The 13,986-nt window shown below is 63.3% G+C and carries 13 protein-coding genes and 1 pseudogene; 10 read left to right on the forward strand and 4 right to left on the reverse strand.

Annotation, left to right across the window (positions count from 1 at the left end; translation table 11 throughout):
* Window positions 1–68 precede the first annotated feature (68 nt).
* Window positions 69–1,079 carry a DUF1624 domain-containing protein gene (locus O4H62_RS01815; RefSeq protein WP_430538357.1) on the forward strand — a complete coding sequence of 337 codons (1,011 nt, stop codon included), beginning with the start codon at window positions 69–71 and terminating at the stop codon, window positions 1,077–1,079.
* 65 nt (window positions 1,080–1,144) lie between these two features.
* Window positions 1,145–1,609, forward strand: a complete 465-nt coding sequence (locus tag O4H62_RS01820) for a methyltransferase family protein (protein WP_269385438.1) — start codon at window positions 1,145–1,147, stop codon at window positions 1,607–1,609.
* A 37-nt stretch (window positions 1,610–1,646) separates the two neighbouring features.
* Here the strand turns inward: O4H62_RS01820 and O4H62_RS01825 are convergent, their stop codons facing one another.
* Both O4H62_RS01825 and mgtE read right to left on the reverse strand, forming a co-directional pair.
* Window positions 1,647–2,033, reverse strand: a complete 387-nt coding sequence (locus tag O4H62_RS01825; protein ID WP_269385439.1) for a MerR family transcriptional regulator — start codon at window positions 2,031–2,033, stop codon at window positions 1,647–1,649.
* A gap of 86 nt (window positions 2,034–2,119) precedes the next feature.
* Window positions 2,120–3,493, reverse strand: coding sequence for a magnesium transporter (gene mgtE, locus O4H62_RS01830; protein ID WP_269386269.1), 1,374 nt, complete (start codon window positions 3,491–3,493; stop codon window positions 2,120–2,122).
* Between the two features lie 566 nt (window positions 3,494–4,059).
* Here mgtE and O4H62_RS01835 point away from each other — a divergent pair.
* Window positions 4,060–4,347, forward strand: coding sequence for a hypothetical protein (locus O4H62_RS01835; RefSeq protein WP_269385440.1), 288 nt, complete (start codon window positions 4,060–4,062; stop codon window positions 4,345–4,347).
* A 63-nt stretch (window positions 4,348–4,410) separates the two neighbouring features.
* On the opposite strand, the gene O4H62_RS01840 is transcribed toward O4H62_RS01835, so the two are convergent.
* The gene (locus O4H62_RS01840; protein ID WP_269385441.1) at window positions 4,411–5,688 is read right to left on the reverse strand and encodes a glycerate kinase type-2 family protein; all 1,278 of its coding nucleotides are present in this window, start codon (window positions 5,686–5,688) and stop codon (window positions 4,411–4,413) included.
* Window positions 5,689–6,194: 506 nt separating this feature from the next.
* Here O4H62_RS01840 and O4H62_RS01845 point away from each other — a divergent pair.
* Together O4H62_RS01845 and O4H62_RS01850 are read left to right on the forward strand one after the other, a co-directional pair.
* Window positions 6,195–7,250, forward strand: a complete 1,056-nt coding sequence (locus O4H62_RS01845) for a sugar phosphate isomerase/epimerase family protein (RefSeq protein ID WP_269385442.1) — start codon at window positions 6,195–6,197, stop codon at window positions 7,248–7,250.
* A gap of 14 nt (window positions 7,251–7,264) precedes the next feature.
* Window positions 7,265–8,452: a Gfo/Idh/MocA family protein gene (locus O4H62_RS01850; protein WP_269385443.1), complete on the forward strand. Its 1,188-nt coding sequence runs from the start codon at window positions 7,265–7,267 to the stop codon at window positions 8,450–8,452.
* Window positions 8,453–8,474: 22 nt separating this feature from the next.
* On the opposite strand, the gene O4H62_RS01855 is transcribed toward O4H62_RS01850, so the two are convergent.
* The gene (locus tag O4H62_RS01855) at window positions 8,475–9,356 is read right to left on the reverse strand and encodes a helix-turn-helix transcriptional regulator (protein WP_269385444.1); all 882 of its coding nucleotides are present in this window, start codon (window positions 9,354–9,356) and stop codon (window positions 8,475–8,477) included.
* Between the two features lie 195 nt (window positions 9,357–9,551).
* On the opposite strand from O4H62_RS01855, the gene O4H62_RS01860 reads away from it, so the two are divergent.
* The 5 genes and pseudogenes from O4H62_RS01860 to O4H62_RS01880 all read left to right on the forward strand — a co-directional run.
* The gene (locus O4H62_RS01860) at window positions 9,552–10,766 is read left to right on the forward strand and encodes an amino acid ABC transporter substrate-binding protein (protein ID WP_269385445.1); all 1,215 of its coding nucleotides are present in this window, start codon (window positions 9,552–9,554) and stop codon (window positions 10,764–10,766) included.
* 76 nt (window positions 10,767–10,842) lie between these two features.
* A complete protein-coding gene (locus O4H62_RS01865; protein ID WP_269385446.1) occupies window positions 10,843–11,709 on the forward strand; it encodes a branched-chain amino acid ABC transporter permease in 867 nt (288 codons plus the stop codon).
* A complete protein-coding gene (locus O4H62_RS01870; protein ID WP_269385447.1) occupies window positions 11,706–12,620 on the forward strand; it encodes a branched-chain amino acid ABC transporter permease in 915 nt (304 codons plus the stop codon). The genes O4H62_RS01865 and O4H62_RS01870 overlap by 4 nt, the downstream gene beginning before the upstream one ends.
* A complete protein-coding gene (locus tag O4H62_RS01875) occupies window positions 12,617–13,345 on the forward strand; it encodes an ABC transporter ATP-binding protein (RefSeq protein ID WP_269385448.1) in 729 nt (242 codons plus the stop codon). The genes O4H62_RS01870 and O4H62_RS01875 overlap by 4 nt, the downstream gene beginning before the upstream one ends.
* Window positions 13,338–13,811 (forward strand): annotated as a pseudogene (locus tag O4H62_RS01880) (ABC transporter ATP-binding protein); the annotation flags it as partial. The gene O4H62_RS01875 and the pseudogene O4H62_RS01880, both read left to right, overlap by 8 nt.
* Window positions 13,812–13,986: the final 175 nt, after the last annotated feature.

Below are 13,986 nucleotides of genomic sequence, written 5' to 3' on the forward strand. Positions count from 1 at the left end.
AGGCTGTGGTCAGATATGGTGACGCGATTCCAATCGAACGGACCGGCATTTGGGCGTGATTGGGCAGGATGGCAGGCGGTTCTGATGGAGAGACGGCTTTGAGCGACACGAGCGGCACCGCGACACTGCCAGGAAGGCCATCGCAACGCATCGAGGTGCTCGATCTGGCGCGGGGATTGGCGCTGTTCGCCATGGCGACCTACCATTTTTCATGGGATCTGGAGCTGTTTGGCTATCTTGACCCCGGCACATCCACGCATGGCCTGCTCAAGGCTTATGCCCGCTCGATCGCCGGCAGCTTCCTGTTCCTGGCGGGCGTCAGCCTGATGCTCGCCCATGGCAATGGCATAAGGCGGGATGCCTTTCTGAAGCGGATCGCCATGGTTGCAGGCGCCGCCGCGCTGATTACCCTGGCAACCGTTTTCGCCACGCCGGACAGCTTCATCCATTTCGGCATCCTGCATGCGATCGCCGCCTCAAGCGTGCTGGGCCTGGCGTTCCTGCGGCTGCCGGCGCCACTCACGGTGCTTGCGGGCGCCGTTTGCATCGCCCTGCCGGGGTTTTACCGGCACGAGGCGTTCAATCCCGTCTGGCTATCATGGATCGGGCTGTTCACGGTGCCGCCGCGGTCCAATGATTTCGTGCCGCTGCTGCCCTGGCTGGGGCCCTTTCTGATCGGCATGGGCGTGACGAAGGCCGCGGTGGCGCAGGGCCTGACCAGGCGCCTTGCGGCGGTGAAGACCGGATCCGGTCCGGCTGCCCGGGCGACACGGTTCTGCGGCCGTCACAGTCTGGCCTTTTATCTGGTGCATCAACCGGTGCTGATCTCGCTGGTCTGGATTGCCTCGCAACTGGTTCCCGCCACGCCTGCGGACCCGTTGCCGGGTTTCCTGGCGGAATGTGAAACCAGTTGCCAAGCGAACAACAGCGCGGCATTCTGCAAGCAGTTTTGCGGCTGCGTCACCGACGAATTGCTTTCTCAGGGACTGTTCCAGCCCTTTATTTCGGGCCAAATCACACAGGAATCAGATGCGCGCATACCCGCCATTGCCGAACAATGCACAGCACGATCGAAATAGGCCTATATTACTGAATACATGAATTTTTTATTACTGACACAATAGTATCAAAGGGATTCCTGTCGATGAATGCCTATCGGGAGAGACCGAACTTCATACCATGGCCGCCCTTGCTGCTTGTCGGGTTTACGCTCGCCGCGATCGTGCTGAACAAGGTTGTGCCGATGGCGCTCGAATTCCCGGGCATAAGGACGGTCGGCGTGCTGATGATCGTTCTGGCGCTCGGCATCGACCTGTGGGCGATGCGGACGCTGCACGAATCCAAGACCACGATCCTGCCCAATCGCGGCTCGACGCATCTGGTTGCCCACGGGCCGTTTGGCTACAGCCGCAATCCGATTTATCTCGCAAACATGATGCTGCTTGTCGGGATGGGTTTCCTGTCACACAACAGCTGGTTCCTGGCTCTCGCTCCAATCGACGGAATCCTGACCTATTTCCTGGCCATCCGGCGGGAAGAAAACCACCTGCTCGCCAAGTTCGGATACCAGTTCGAAGACTATTGCCGCAAAGTCCGGCGCTGGATCTGAAGCATCCGCCGATTGAGAGGCGGCCCCGTCCAGCGGCTCAGGTGTTGACGCCGATCTCGGCGAGCCGGGTCAGGCAGGATTCCTCGATATGGTCGAGTTCGACCAGCGTTTCCTCGATGTCGCGGCGTTTCTGGCGCAAATCCTCGCGTTTCTCCTCGACCTTGCGCATCAACAGCCGCAATTGCCCGGCTTCTCCGGGCGGGTCCTTGTAGACCTGGATGATTTCGCGGATTTCGGCTATGGTGAAGCCGATGCGGCGGCCGCGCAGGATCTCCTGGATCAGCCGCCGGTCGGCTGCCCGGAACAGCCGTGTCCGACCGCGGCGCTCGGGCTGGATCAGCCCCTCGTCCTCGTAAAAACGCAAGGTCCGGGTCGAAATCCCGAATTCACGGGTCAACTCGGTGATGGTGTAATATTTGTCCAAAGCGGATCGATCCTGCGAACTCTGATGACGACTTACTTTTACGTATAAGTCAAAATCCGCAGCATGGCCACCGCAGCCTGTTCAAATCAGGCAAATGACAGCCACCAGCCGGCCAGCCCGAGAAACGCGAAAAAGCCCACGACATCGGTGACGGTGGTGACGAACACCGCCGACGCGATCGCCGGGTCGGCGCCGACCTTCTCCAGGAGCAACGGCAGCAGGATGCCGGCGAGCGCCGCCGCCAGCATGTTGACCACCATCGCCGCGGCGATGATGCCGCCAAGCCCCTGACTCGAGAACCAAAGGCCCGCGACCACGCCGATGATCACGGCAAAGAGGATCCCGTTGATGAAACCAACGGCCGCCTCACGCCGGATGATGCGGCCCGCATTGTAGATATCGAGATCGCGGGTGGCCAAGGCCCGCACCGTCACCGTCATGGTCTGTGTTCCGGCATTGCCGCCCATCGAGGCGACGATCGGCATCAGCACCGCCAGCGCCACCATCTGCTCGATGGTCGCGTCGAACAGGCTGATGACGGCGGAAGCGAGGATGGCGGTGCCGAGATTGATCAGCAGCCAGGTGAAACGGGAGCGCACCGTCGACAGGATGCTGTCGGAGAGTTCCTCGTCGCCCACGCCGCCCAGCCGCTTGATGTCCTCTTCGGCCTCCTCGTGGATGACGTCCACCACGTCATCAATGGTCAGGACACCGACCAGGCGCTCGTTCTCGTCAACCACCGCGGCCGAAAGAAGGTCGTACTGCTCGAACAGCTGCGCGGCCTCCTCCTGGTCCATCTCGGCATTGATGCGATAGCGGGTCTCGTCCATCACCTCCTCGATGCGAACCAGCCGCTTGGTGCGCAGGATCTTGTCGAGCGCGACCGCGCCGACAAGCTTGAAGGTCGGGTCGATGACGAAAATCTGGCTGAAACTCTCGGGAAGGTCTTCCTCGTCGCGCATGTAGTCGATGGTCTGGCCCACCGTCCAGAAGGGCGGCACCGCGACGAACTCGGTCTGCATGCGGCGACCGGCGGTGTCCTCGGGATAATCCAGAGAGCGGCGCAGCCTGACCCGTTCGGTAAACGGCAGGGCGGCGAGAATCTCCTTCTGGTCCTCTTCGTCGAGGTCTTCGAGAATGTAGACCGCATCGTCGGAATCGAGCTCGCCAAGGGCTTCGGCAATCCTGGCATTGGGCAGCGCCTCGATGATGTCGAGACGGATGGCCTCGTCGACCTCGGTGAGCGCGGCGAAATCGAAGTCATCGCCAAGCAGCGACACCAGCGCGTGACGCTGCGGCGCGCTGATCGATTCCAGCAGATCGCCAAGCTCGGATTCATGCAGGCGAACCACATGCTCGCGCAGGAACAGCACATCGCGGTCCGCAATCGCCGCACCGATCGCCGTCAGATAGTCCTGCCGGATCGAACCGTCTTCACCGTAGATCTCGTCATGATCCATCACGTCGGGCGCGGACGGAGACGCAGCAATGTCTTCTTCGCGGTCGGCGGGTTCAGTCATGGCCAAAACTCACAGGCAGGTTCTTGTCGGCCGGAATCGGCCAACGGGTTTCAGGGTGCGGCGGGCAACGGTGCCTTACCACTATCTATCGCATGTGCACATACAATCGAATCAGAACAGGTTCGGACAGGAGTTTCGCTCCATTTCAAGCCCATTGGAAAATACGGATGTTTTTATCTGTGGAAACATTCGTGCACCTGACCTTTGGCGAATTGCTACGGTCGCCGCTGCGTGCAAACGTGAAATCGACCAAACAACGGAGGGAAATTGGCCGCAACATGATACGGTTGTGGAACGAGAAAACGTGTGCGGTTTTCCGGGTGCGAGATTACGAGAAGAAAACCAAACTCCTTACAAGCTTCAAGCATTTGTGAATCTTGTGCCAATCTGGATAAACTGGACACTTCGGTACGAATCATGGATTATTTTATGACGATCTATTTGAATACAGTAGTTTCGCAGCGTGATTCGAGTTTTGCCAACAACTCCTGTCAGGATAATTGCACATGACAGTTTCACACCGCCTCGCGAATCTTAAGAGAGTTCACGACGCCAAGGCCCCAGAGGTCATTCGTCTGGTTGAAAGCGACAGCACCCCTACCCGACAAAAGCAAATAATATACGGATGCCTGAACAATCTGTGCCGCATATCGGCAATCCTCTACGGCGAAATATCGGCGGAGCCTGGGAATTACGAATTGCTTGAAGAGGCTGCGCAAATCGACAACGCGCTGGTGCAGCTGCGCAGCTACGTCGGCAGCCAGATTTCGTTGCGGGTTCATACCGCCGCGTAGCTTCCCTGCCCCAAAGCCCAGCGGTTGGCTCAAGGGCAAGCCCCTACCCCGGTCAAGCAGGCATCATGCCGGCAGTTCTCCGACCAGGATCGCGCGAAAATCATTGACATTTGTACCGGTAGGTCCGGTGACGAACAGCTCCCCGACGGCATCAAAGGCGGTCCAGGCATCATTGGCAGCCAGGCTCGCCAGCGGATCGAGACCCTTTGCCCGCATCTCGCTAGCGGTCTGCGAACCGGCGAAGGCGCCGGCATTGTCTTCCGAGCCATCAATGCCGTCGGTGTCAGCCGCGAGCGCGGCAATGCCCTCGACACCGTCGATCGCGGACGCAAGCGACAACAGGAATTCGGTGTTGCGGCCGCCCTTGCCCTTGCCTTTCAGCGTAACCGTCGTTTCTCCGCCCGAGAGGATGACGACGGGTTTGGCGAACGGACGGTCGCGGCCGGCCACTTCCCGGGCGATCGCCGCATGCACCAGCCCGACATCGCGGGCCTCCCCCTCCACCGCGTCCGACAGGATGGCAGCATCGATCCCGGCGCGCCGGGCCATCTCGGCGGCGGCTTCAAGCGACAATCCGGCCGAAGCAATGATGCGGACCTCATTGCTGGCAAACAGCGGATCTTCCGGGTGCGGCGGCAGGTCCCGGCCGCTGTCGAAATGCGCCAGGATGCTGTCCGGCAAAGCAATGTTGCGCGCGGCGACCATGGCGCGGACTTGAGAGAGGCTGATTGCGTCAGGCACCGTGGGTCCGGACGCCACCTGGCAGGCTTCGTCGCCCGGAACATCGGAGACGACGAGCGAGACCACGCGGGCGGGCCAGGCGGCGGCGGCGAGCCTGCCGCCCTTGATGCGGCTTGCGTGTTTCCTGATGGCGTTCATCACGCCGATCGGCGCGCCAGAGGCAAGCAGCACCCGGTTGAGCTCCTGCTCGTCGGCGAGCGTCAATCCTTCCGGCGGCGCCGGCAGCAGGGCCGAACCACCGCCGCAGATCAAAGCCACAACGAGATCGTCCTTCGACAGACCGGACACCGCATCAAACAGGGCCTGCGTGGCTGCGAGGCCCGCCTGATCGGGCACCGGGTGGCTCGCCTCGAGCACCCGGATGGATTTGCAGGGCGCCGCATAGCCGTAGCGGGTGACGACGGTGCCAGTCAGCGGGCCGTCCCAGAGATCCTCGAACGCGGCGGCGAGCTGGGCCGCGCCCTTGCCGGCGCCGATGACCACGGTGCGGCCCGCGGGCCTTGCCGGCAGCGCACCGAGCAGCGCACGCCGGGGATCGGCGCGCTCGACGGCAGCTTCAAACAGGCCGCTGAGAAAGTCGCGTTTACGGGGATCAATCATTGTTGCTGCCATAGGTAATCACCCTGCCGGTTCGGGCCGGGCAGAGGGAATCGTTGCGGATGCGTGTCTGCGATCTTCACATCCTGTATTTCTGACGGTTTGCCGGGCGAAGTCAAACCCGGGGCAGCGGGCATTGCCGGCATTCGCGGTTTGCGGGCAGGCTTGCCGCGGAAATCTCCGCACACCGCAGCAGACGCCAGACCGGAGGCGTCACCGCGCATCCGGTGCCGGCGGCGGTGGCCGCTCACGGCCTTGCGGCGGTGCTTGCAACCTCGTCCAGCGGCGACAGCCCATTTGGATATCGGTTTTGCCTAATTCCCCCAAGCAGTGTATTGCCGTGGATACAAACGATTTAAGAATTGCGGCGGGATCCACTGACATAAGGACGAGGAGCACCCCGGATCCGGGAGGGACCGGCACGGGAGGCTGGAGGAAAGTCCACTTCGCCAACCCCGACAGTCAGTGGAACCCACGCAGCAGAAAAGTGCATCTGGAGGAGGAAACCAATGAAAACCATCAAGGGACCGGCGTTGTTCCTGGCGCAATTTGCGGGCGACGCGGCGCCGTTCAACTCCTGGGAGTCGATCACCAAGTGGGCGGCGGACTGCGGCTACAAGGGTGTGCAGGTGCCGAGCTGGGACGGGCGCCTGTTCGACCTTGCGAAGGCTGCCTCGTCGAAGGACTATTGCGACGAGTTCAAGGGCGTGGCGCGGGCCAACGGCGTCGAGGTCACCGAGCTGTCGACCCATTTGCAGGGCCAGCTTGTGGCCGTGCATCCGGCCTATGACGAGGCCTTCGACGGCTTTGCGGCGCCCGAAGTGCGCGGCAATCCGAAGGCCCGGCAGCAATGGGCGGTCGAGCAGGTGCGCATGGCGCTGTCGGCGTCGAAACACATGGGCATTGGCGCTATGGCGAGTTTCTCCGGCGCGCTGGCCTGGCCCTATCTCTATCCCTGGCCGCAGCGGCCGGCCGGCCTGGTCGAGACCGCCTTCGACGAGCTGGCCAAACGCTGGCGGCCGATTCTCGATTTCGCCGACGAGTGCGGCGTCGACATCTGCTACGAGATCCATCCGGGCGAAGACCTGCATGACGGCGCCACCTTCGAGATGTTCCTCGAACGCGTGAACAACCATGCCCGCTGCAACATGCTCTACGATCCGTCGCACTACGTGCTGCAGTGCCTCGACTACCTCGACAACATCGACATCTACAAGGACCGGATCCGGATGTTCCACGTCAAGGATGCCGAGTTCAACCCGACCGGCCGGCAGGGCGTCTATTCGGGCTACCAGCCCTGGGTCGACCGGGCCGGACGGTTCCGCTCGCTCGGCGACGGACAGGTCGACTTCGGTGCGATCTTTTCGAAGATGGCAGCCAATGATTTCGACGGCTGGGCCGTGGTCGAATGGGAATGCTGCCTCAAGCATCCCGAGGACGGGGCGCGCGAGGGTGCGCAGTTCGTCTCCGATCACATCATCCGGGTGACCGAGCGCGCCTTCGACGATTTCGCCGACGGCGGCACCGACGAGGCGGCCAACCGCCGCATGCTCGGCATTTCGTAAGCGGAGGAACGAATATGGCTATCGAAGGCACCTCCTCCACCGCTTCCCGCCGCATCAGGCTCGGCATGGTCGGCGGCGGGCGCGACGCGTTCATCGGCGGCGTCCACCGCATCGCCTCGCGCATCGACGACCGCTACGAGCTGGTCGCGGGCGCGTTCTCCTCGACGCCGGAGAAATCGAAGGCGTCGGCCGCCGATCTCGGCGTCGCCCCCGACCGGGCCTATGGCGACTATGTCGAGATGGCGAAGCGCGAGGCGCGGTTGAAATCAGGCATCGAGGCGGTGGCGATCGTCACGCCCAACCACATGCACTATCCGGTGGCGCGCGAGTTCCTGAAGCGCGGCATCCACGTGATCTGCGACAAGCCGCTGACCTCGACGCTTACGGACGCGCGCAAGCTGGCCAAGGCGGCTCAAAGTTCGGGCGCGCTGTTCGTGCTGACGCACAACTACACCGGCTATCCGATGATCCGGCAGGCGCGCGAGATGATCGAAAGCGGCGAACTCGGCGCAATCCGGCTGGTGCAGGTCGAATATGCCCAGGACTGGCTGTCGGAAAACCTCGAAGGAACCGGGCAGAAACAGGCCGGCTGGCGCACCGATCCGGCCCGCTCCGGCCTGGGCGGCTCGACCGGCGACATCGGCACCCATGCCTTCAACCTGGCAAGCTTCGTCTCGGGCCTGGAACTCGATCAGCTCTGCGCCGACCTCGACAGCTTCGTTCAGGGCCGGCAGCTCGACGACAACGGCCACGTGCTGATGCGATTTTCAGGCGGCGCCAAGGGCATGCTCTGGTGCTCCCAGGTGGCGCCCGGCAACGAGAATGCGCTCAAGCTCAGGATCTACGGCGAAAAGGGCGGGATCGAATGGGCGCAGGAGGATCCGAACTATCTCTGGCATTCACCCCTGGGGCAACCGAAACGGCTTCTCACCCGCAACGGTGCGGGCGCCACCGCCGCGGGCCAGCGCGTCAGCCGCATTCCGGGCGGCCACCCGGAAGGCTACCTCGAAGGCTTCGCCACCATCTACAACGAGGCAGCCGAAGCCATCATCGCCCACCGCGACGGCAAGCCTGCCCCTGAAGGTGTGACCTATCCCGGCATCGAAGAGGGTCTGGCGGGCGTGGCTTTCGTAACGGCCTGCGTCGAGTCTTCCCGCCGCGGCGGAACCTGGGTGAAATTCGAAAGCTACAACAGGCGCTGACGCATGGACTGGAGGGGCGGCCTTACGGCCAGGCCGCATAGGTGAGGTCCCCCTGTTCCTTCCTGCCGCGCAGGACATGGCGGTATTTGCCCGGGGTCTGCCCCGATTGCCGGGTGAAGAAGCGGTTGAAATAGGCCGGGTCGGCAAAGCCGAGGCGAAAGGCGATCTGGCTGACCGGCAAGCCGGTGCTGGCCAATAGTTCGCAGGCGTCGCGCATGATCTCGCGGTGCAGATAGGCCTGCGGGGAAATGCCGGTGGCGCGCCTGACGGAAACATTGAGCCGGTCGCGCTTGACCTCCAGAAGCTCGGCATAGCGCTCGACCGTCCAGTGCTGGTGCTTGTGCAGGCCCGCCAGCATGACAAACCGTTCTGCCAGCCCTTGGGGCGAACGCTGCCGGGTGACGATATCGGTGCCGAGCAGCCGCCACAGGTGCAGGAGGATCAGCCCGAGGTAGTGCTCGAGAGCTTCGCGGCTGCCCGGTCCGCCGTCCTGCTTTTCGGCGGCAACGCCCTCCATCAGGCGAACGATTGCCTCGCCCGGGGTGAAGGCCCGGGAAAGCCCCTGCCTGAGAACGACCCCCATCTGGTCGGCCAGCAGGCTTGCCGGCAGGGCGCGGAGCAGCGTTTGCCGCGATGCGAGCATGATCATGCCGCGCGCCCCAGCCTGGGCAGCGAGCTCCAGCGCCTTGCCTGCCGGGCTCCAGATCAGCCGCGGCGCTTCGAATGTCCGGGCTGTCTCGACCGCGGCTCCGGCATCCGAAACACTGAGCTGTCCGGCCCCAATCAGCACCAGGCAGGCCGAGTCCGCGGGCACGCTGTAGGCAACCCGGGTCAAGGGACTGCGGATATGCAGCAGCGACAGGATGGGGCGATCATCGGCAATGGGCTGAGGTGTCGGTTTCATGCGGCCAATGTCTTCGATCTCACCAGATTTGCAAGCAAAAGTGCAACTCTTTGCCGCAAAAGTGCATATTCTTATGACGGGCGCTGATCGATACTAATTTTCAGCCGTTATTGGGAGTTCGGCTGAGATCACTGCAGATTTTGGGCGAAGGCGATTGCAGAATCCCGCTTCTGCCCGCAATTGGGAGGAAAATTCATGACGATTACCCGACGCACCACGTTGCGCGCGCTGGCATCCGGCGTGGCGATGACCATGCTGCTTGGCGCCAATATGGCACATTCCGCCGATGAAACCGTGAAGATCGGCTACGCCGTCGCCAAGACAGGACCAAATGCCACCGGCGCTGGCATCACCACGATCCCGAACTATGAATTGTGGGTCAAGGACGTCAACGCCGCCGGCGGACTGACCATGCCGGACGGATCAAAGCGCATGATCGAAGTCATCGAGTATGACGACCGGTCGTCGAACGAAGACCTCGTCCGCGCCATCGAGCGGCTGGCCACCAAGGACAAGGTCGACCTGATCCTGCCGCCCTGGGGCACCGGCTCGAACCTCGCGATCGCACCGCTGATGGACCGGTTCGGCTATCCGCAGCTCGGCGTCACCGCCGTGACCGACAAGGCGCCGGAGTTCGCCGCCCGCTGGAAGCGCAGCTACTGGATGCTGGGCGGCGGCCATGACTATGCCAACGGCCTTGCCGAAGTGCTCAAGGCCGCCGTGGCAGCCGGCACCATCAACAACAAGATCGCCATGGTCTCGGTGGCCGACGGTTTCGGCATCGACCTGGTCAACGGCGCCCGTCCTTCCTTCGAGGAAGCAGGGCTCGAGGTCGTTTACGACAAGACGTATCCGCTCGGCACCTCGGACTTCGCCGCGCTGATGGCGGAAGCAAAGGACAGCGGCGCCGACAGCTTCGTCGCCTTCTCCTATCCGCCGGACAGCTTCGGCATGACGAAGACCGCCCAGTCGATGGGCTACAATCCGAAGGTCTTCTATGTCGGCGTGGGCGGCGCATTCCCGATCTACGGCAAGATCGCCGACGGCAAGCACGAAGGCGTGATGTCGATCGGCGGCGTCAACGCAGCTTCGCCCGCGATCCAGGACTACTTCGCCCGCCACACCGAAAGCGCCGGCGCACCGCCGGACAGCTGGGCCTCGGCAATTACCTATGCGTCGCTCGAAATGCTGGCGCAATCGGTGGAGCGGGTCGGCCTCGACCACGAGAAGCTGGCCCAGGAACTGTCGACCGGAACATTCAGCACGATCATCGGCGACGTCAAGCTTGAGGACAACCAGCTGCGCGATCTTTGGTGGGTCGGCCAGTGGCAGAACGGCACCTTCGTGGCCGTCAATCCGGCCGACAAGGACGGCGCGGTTGCGCCGGTCGTGCCGAAGCCGAACTGGTAGTTCAGGTCATGCCAAGCAGGGCAGCCGCGAATGGCTGCCCTCGATTGTTCAATTCTGACAGAAGCGGACCACTGCAATGACGACGCTTGTGCTCGGCTTGGTGCTGGGCGGCACCTATGCGCTTTTGGCGCTCGGACTGACGCTGCAATACGGCATCGCCCGGATCATGAACCTCGCCTATGGCGAAGTCACGCTTCTGGCGGCCTTCGGGCTGGTCTTCCTGTTCCAGACCGCAGGCCTGCCGCCGCTCGTGGCGATCATCCTGATCGCGCCTGCCGGATACCTGACCGGATGGCTGCTCTACACATTCATGATGCGGCCGCTGGTCCAGAGGGCCGGCGGCAAGCCGGGCAAGCTGGAGGTGGATTCCATCCTGGCGACGTTCGGTCTGCTGTTCGTGCTGCAGGGCATCATGCTGGTGCTGTTCGGTGCCAACTTCACCTCGATTTCCTATCTCGACCAAGGCATCAACGTGCTCGGCGTCTCGGTGGCGCTCAACCGGCTGATTGCCTTCGGCATCTGTCTTGTCGCGGGGGTCGGCCTGATCGTGCTGCTCCACTGGAGCCGCTGGGGCCTGATCCTGCGCGCCGTGGCGCTGACCCCGGGTTCGGCGCCACTGGTCGGCATCGATGTCAACAAGGTCAGCCGCCAGGGCTTCGCGCTGGGGACGGCGCTGGCTGCGGTCGGCGGCGCCAGCATTGCCATGTACCAGACGTTTTCGGCCAATGACGGGGTGATCTTCACCATGAAGGCGCTGATCATCGTCATCATGGGCGGCGTCGGCAACGTCGCCGGGGCACTCGCGGCAGGCTTCGCGCTGGGTCTGGTGGAAACCTTCGTGGCCACCACCTTCGATCCCGGCCTGACGCTGGCGGCGACCTTCGCGATCTTTCTCGCCGTTCTCATCTGGCGTCCGCAGGGCCTGTTCGGGAGGCGTTCATGATCCGGTTGGCAATCGCTCTTCTCGGCCTCGTTGCCCTCGCCCTCGTTCCGCTGTTCGTGTCCGAATACGAGCTCGGTCTGATGATCGGCATGGCAACCTATGTCGCGCTTGCCTCGGCCTGGGCGCTGTTTTCGGGACAGACGAATTACATCTCGCTTGCGACCGTGGCCTTCTACGGCACCGGGGCCTACACCGTCGCCGTGCTCAACGAGAGCCTGCCCTACCCGGCGGTGCTCCTGTGCGCGGCGCTGATCGGCGCGGGTATGGCGCTCCTGGTCGGGCTGTCGACGCTGAGGCTGTCGGGCATCTATTTCGTCATCTTCACCTTCGGGCTCGCCGAACTGGTCCGGCAGTTGATCACCTGGTACGAGGTTTCGATCACCGGCACGCTGGGACGCTATATCTTCCTCGACCTGACCGCGCGCGACATCTACTGGCAGATGCTGGCGCTTGCAGCCGTCGCCATCGGGCTGACCGCCTGGATCAACCGCACGCGGCTCGGCCTGGCGCTTCGGGCGATCGGCGACGACGAGGTGGTGGCGGCGCATTCGGGCATTCACCTGGCGCGGACCAAGCTGATCGCGTTTACCCTCTCGGCGACGCTGATCACGCTTGTCGGCGCGGTGGCCTCACCCCGCTGGGTCTATGTGGAGCCGCTGATCGTGTTCAACCCGACGGTAAGTTTCCTCACCGTCATCATGGCGCTTCTGGGCGGAGCCAACCGCTTGTGGGGACCGCTGGTCGGAGCCGTCCCGTTGTTCCTGCTGTTCGAATGGCTTTCGGTCAATTTCCCCGACACCTACCCGATCTTCCTCGGGCTGCTGTTCATCGCCGTGGTGTTCGTGCTTCCGAATGGTTTGCTCGCCGGACTTGACGATCTGCGCGCTAGATTTGGGAGGCGCGGCAAATGACCCTTTTACACGTCGACACCGTCTCGCGTTCCTTCGGCGGCCTCAAAGCCGTCGACCAGGTCTCGTTTGAAATGGAGAGCGGAACCATCCTGGGACTGCTGGGGCCGAACGGTTCGGGCAAGACCACGCTGCTCAACCTGATCTCGGGCTTTCTGGCGCCGTCGTCGGGCAGGATCATCTTCAACGGCAGGAACCTCGCCGGCGCCCGGGTCGACAAGATCGCGCGCGCCGGGATCGCCCGCACCTTCCAGCTGGTGCGGATCCTGCCCTCGCTGACGCTGCTCGAAAACGTCATGCTTCCCGCCGTCTTCGGCCACCGCGCCCACTGGGGCAAGGAGGCCGAACGGGTGGCGCGCGAGGCGCTCGAGAAGACCGGGCTTACCGACCGTGCGGGCGCCAGCGCCGGCGATCTCAACTATATCGACCAGAAGCGGCTGGAACTGGCGCGGGCACTAGCGGCCGAACCGGAACTGCTTCTGCTCGACGAGTGGCTCGCGGGCCTCAACCCGACGGAACTGCAGGAAGGCATCCGGCTGATCGAAAGCCTGTCGGGCTCGGGCATCACCATCATCATGGTCGAGCACATCATGGAGGCGGTCAGGGCGCTGTGTCCGCGCTGTGCCGTGATGAATGCCGGCAGGCTGATCGCCGATGGCGAGACCTCGGCGGTTCTGTCCGACAAGGCGGTGATCGCGGCCTACCTGGGAGACGCCGAAGATGCTTGAAATTCGTGACATCAGCATTGTCTACGGAAAGCACGTGGCGATCGACCGGGTTTCGCTCGATGTCGGCAAGGGCGAGATGGTGGCCATTCTCGGCGCCAACGGTGCAGGCAAGTCCTCGCTGCTTGGCGCCATCGGCGGCCGCACGAAGCCCGCGGGCGGCAGTGTGGTCTATGAGGGCCGGGACATCCTGGCCTTGCCGCCGCACGAGGTTGTCGAGCACGGCATTGTCATCGTGCCGGAAGGCCGCGGCATCTTTCCGCAGATGACGGTTGCCGAAAACCTCAGGCTCGGCGCCCTGCCCCGGCGCGCCGAGGCCGATGCCGCGAGAAACCTGGAGCTCGTCCACTCGCTGTTTCCGAAGCTAGCCCAACGCAGCAACCAGCTGGCGGGGACGATGTCGGGCGGCGAGCAGCAGATGGTGGCGATCGGCCGGGCTCTGATGTCCTCGCCAAAGCTGCTGCTGCTTGACGAACCGTCGCTCGGGCTTGCCCCGATCGTCGCGCAGGAGGTTTTTGCAGCGCTTGCAAAGATCCGGCAGACAGGCCTGACCATCGTCATCGTCGAGCAGAACGCCCGGGCGACGCTGGCGCTGGCCGACCGCGCCTACCTTATCGAGACCGGTGTGATCACCGGCTCCGGAA

It is taken from the genome of Parahoeflea alexandrii (assembly GCF_027214025.1).
In the GTDB taxonomy this organism is placed as follows: domain Bacteria; phylum Pseudomonadota; class Alphaproteobacteria; order Rhizobiales; family Rhizobiaceae; genus Hoeflea; species Hoeflea alexandrii_A.

Excerpts from the sequence above, each read along its gene's own strand:
- O4H62_RS01815 (WP_430538357.1), top strand. The coding sequence starts at position 69 with ATGGCAGGCGGTTCTGATGGAGAGACGGCTTTGAGCGACACGAGCGGC.
- O4H62_RS01820 (WP_269385438.1), top strand. The coding sequence starts at position 1,145 with ATGAATGCCTATCGGGAGAGACCGAACTTCATACCATGGCCGCCCTTG.
- mgtE (WP_269386269.1), bottom strand. The coding sequence starts at position 3,493 with ATGGATCATGACGAGATCTACGGTGAAGACGGTTCGATCCGGCAGGAC.
- O4H62_RS01835 (WP_269385440.1), top strand. The coding sequence starts at position 4,060 with ATGACAGTTTCACACCGCCTCGCGAATCTTAAGAGAGTTCACGACGCC.
- O4H62_RS01840 (WP_269385441.1), bottom strand. The coding sequence starts at position 5,688 with ATGATTGATCCCCGTAAACGCGACTTTCTCAGCGGCCTGTTTGAAGCT.
- O4H62_RS01845 (WP_269385442.1), top strand. The coding sequence starts at position 6,195 with ATGAAAACCATCAAGGGACCGGCGTTGTTCCTGGCGCAATTTGCGGGC.
- O4H62_RS01850 (WP_269385443.1), top strand. The coding sequence starts at position 7,265 with ATGGCTATCGAAGGCACCTCCTCCACCGCTTCCCGCCGCATCAGGCTC.
- O4H62_RS01855 (WP_269385444.1), bottom strand. The coding sequence starts at position 9,356 with ATGAAACCGACACCTCAGCCCATTGCCGATGATCGCCCCATCCTGTCG.
- O4H62_RS01860 (WP_269385445.1), top strand. The coding sequence starts at position 9,552 with ATGACGATTACCCGACGCACCACGTTGCGCGCGCTGGCATCCGGCGTG.
- O4H62_RS01865 (WP_269385446.1), top strand. The coding sequence starts at position 10,843 with ATGACGACGCTTGTGCTCGGCTTGGTGCTGGGCGGCACCTATGCGCTT.
- O4H62_RS01870 (WP_269385447.1), top strand. The coding sequence starts at position 11,706 with ATGATCCGGTTGGCAATCGCTCTTCTCGGCCTCGTTGCCCTCGCCCTC.
- O4H62_RS01875 (WP_269385448.1), top strand. The coding sequence starts at position 12,617 with ATGACCCTTTTACACGTCGACACCGTCTCGCGTTCCTTCGGCGGCCTC.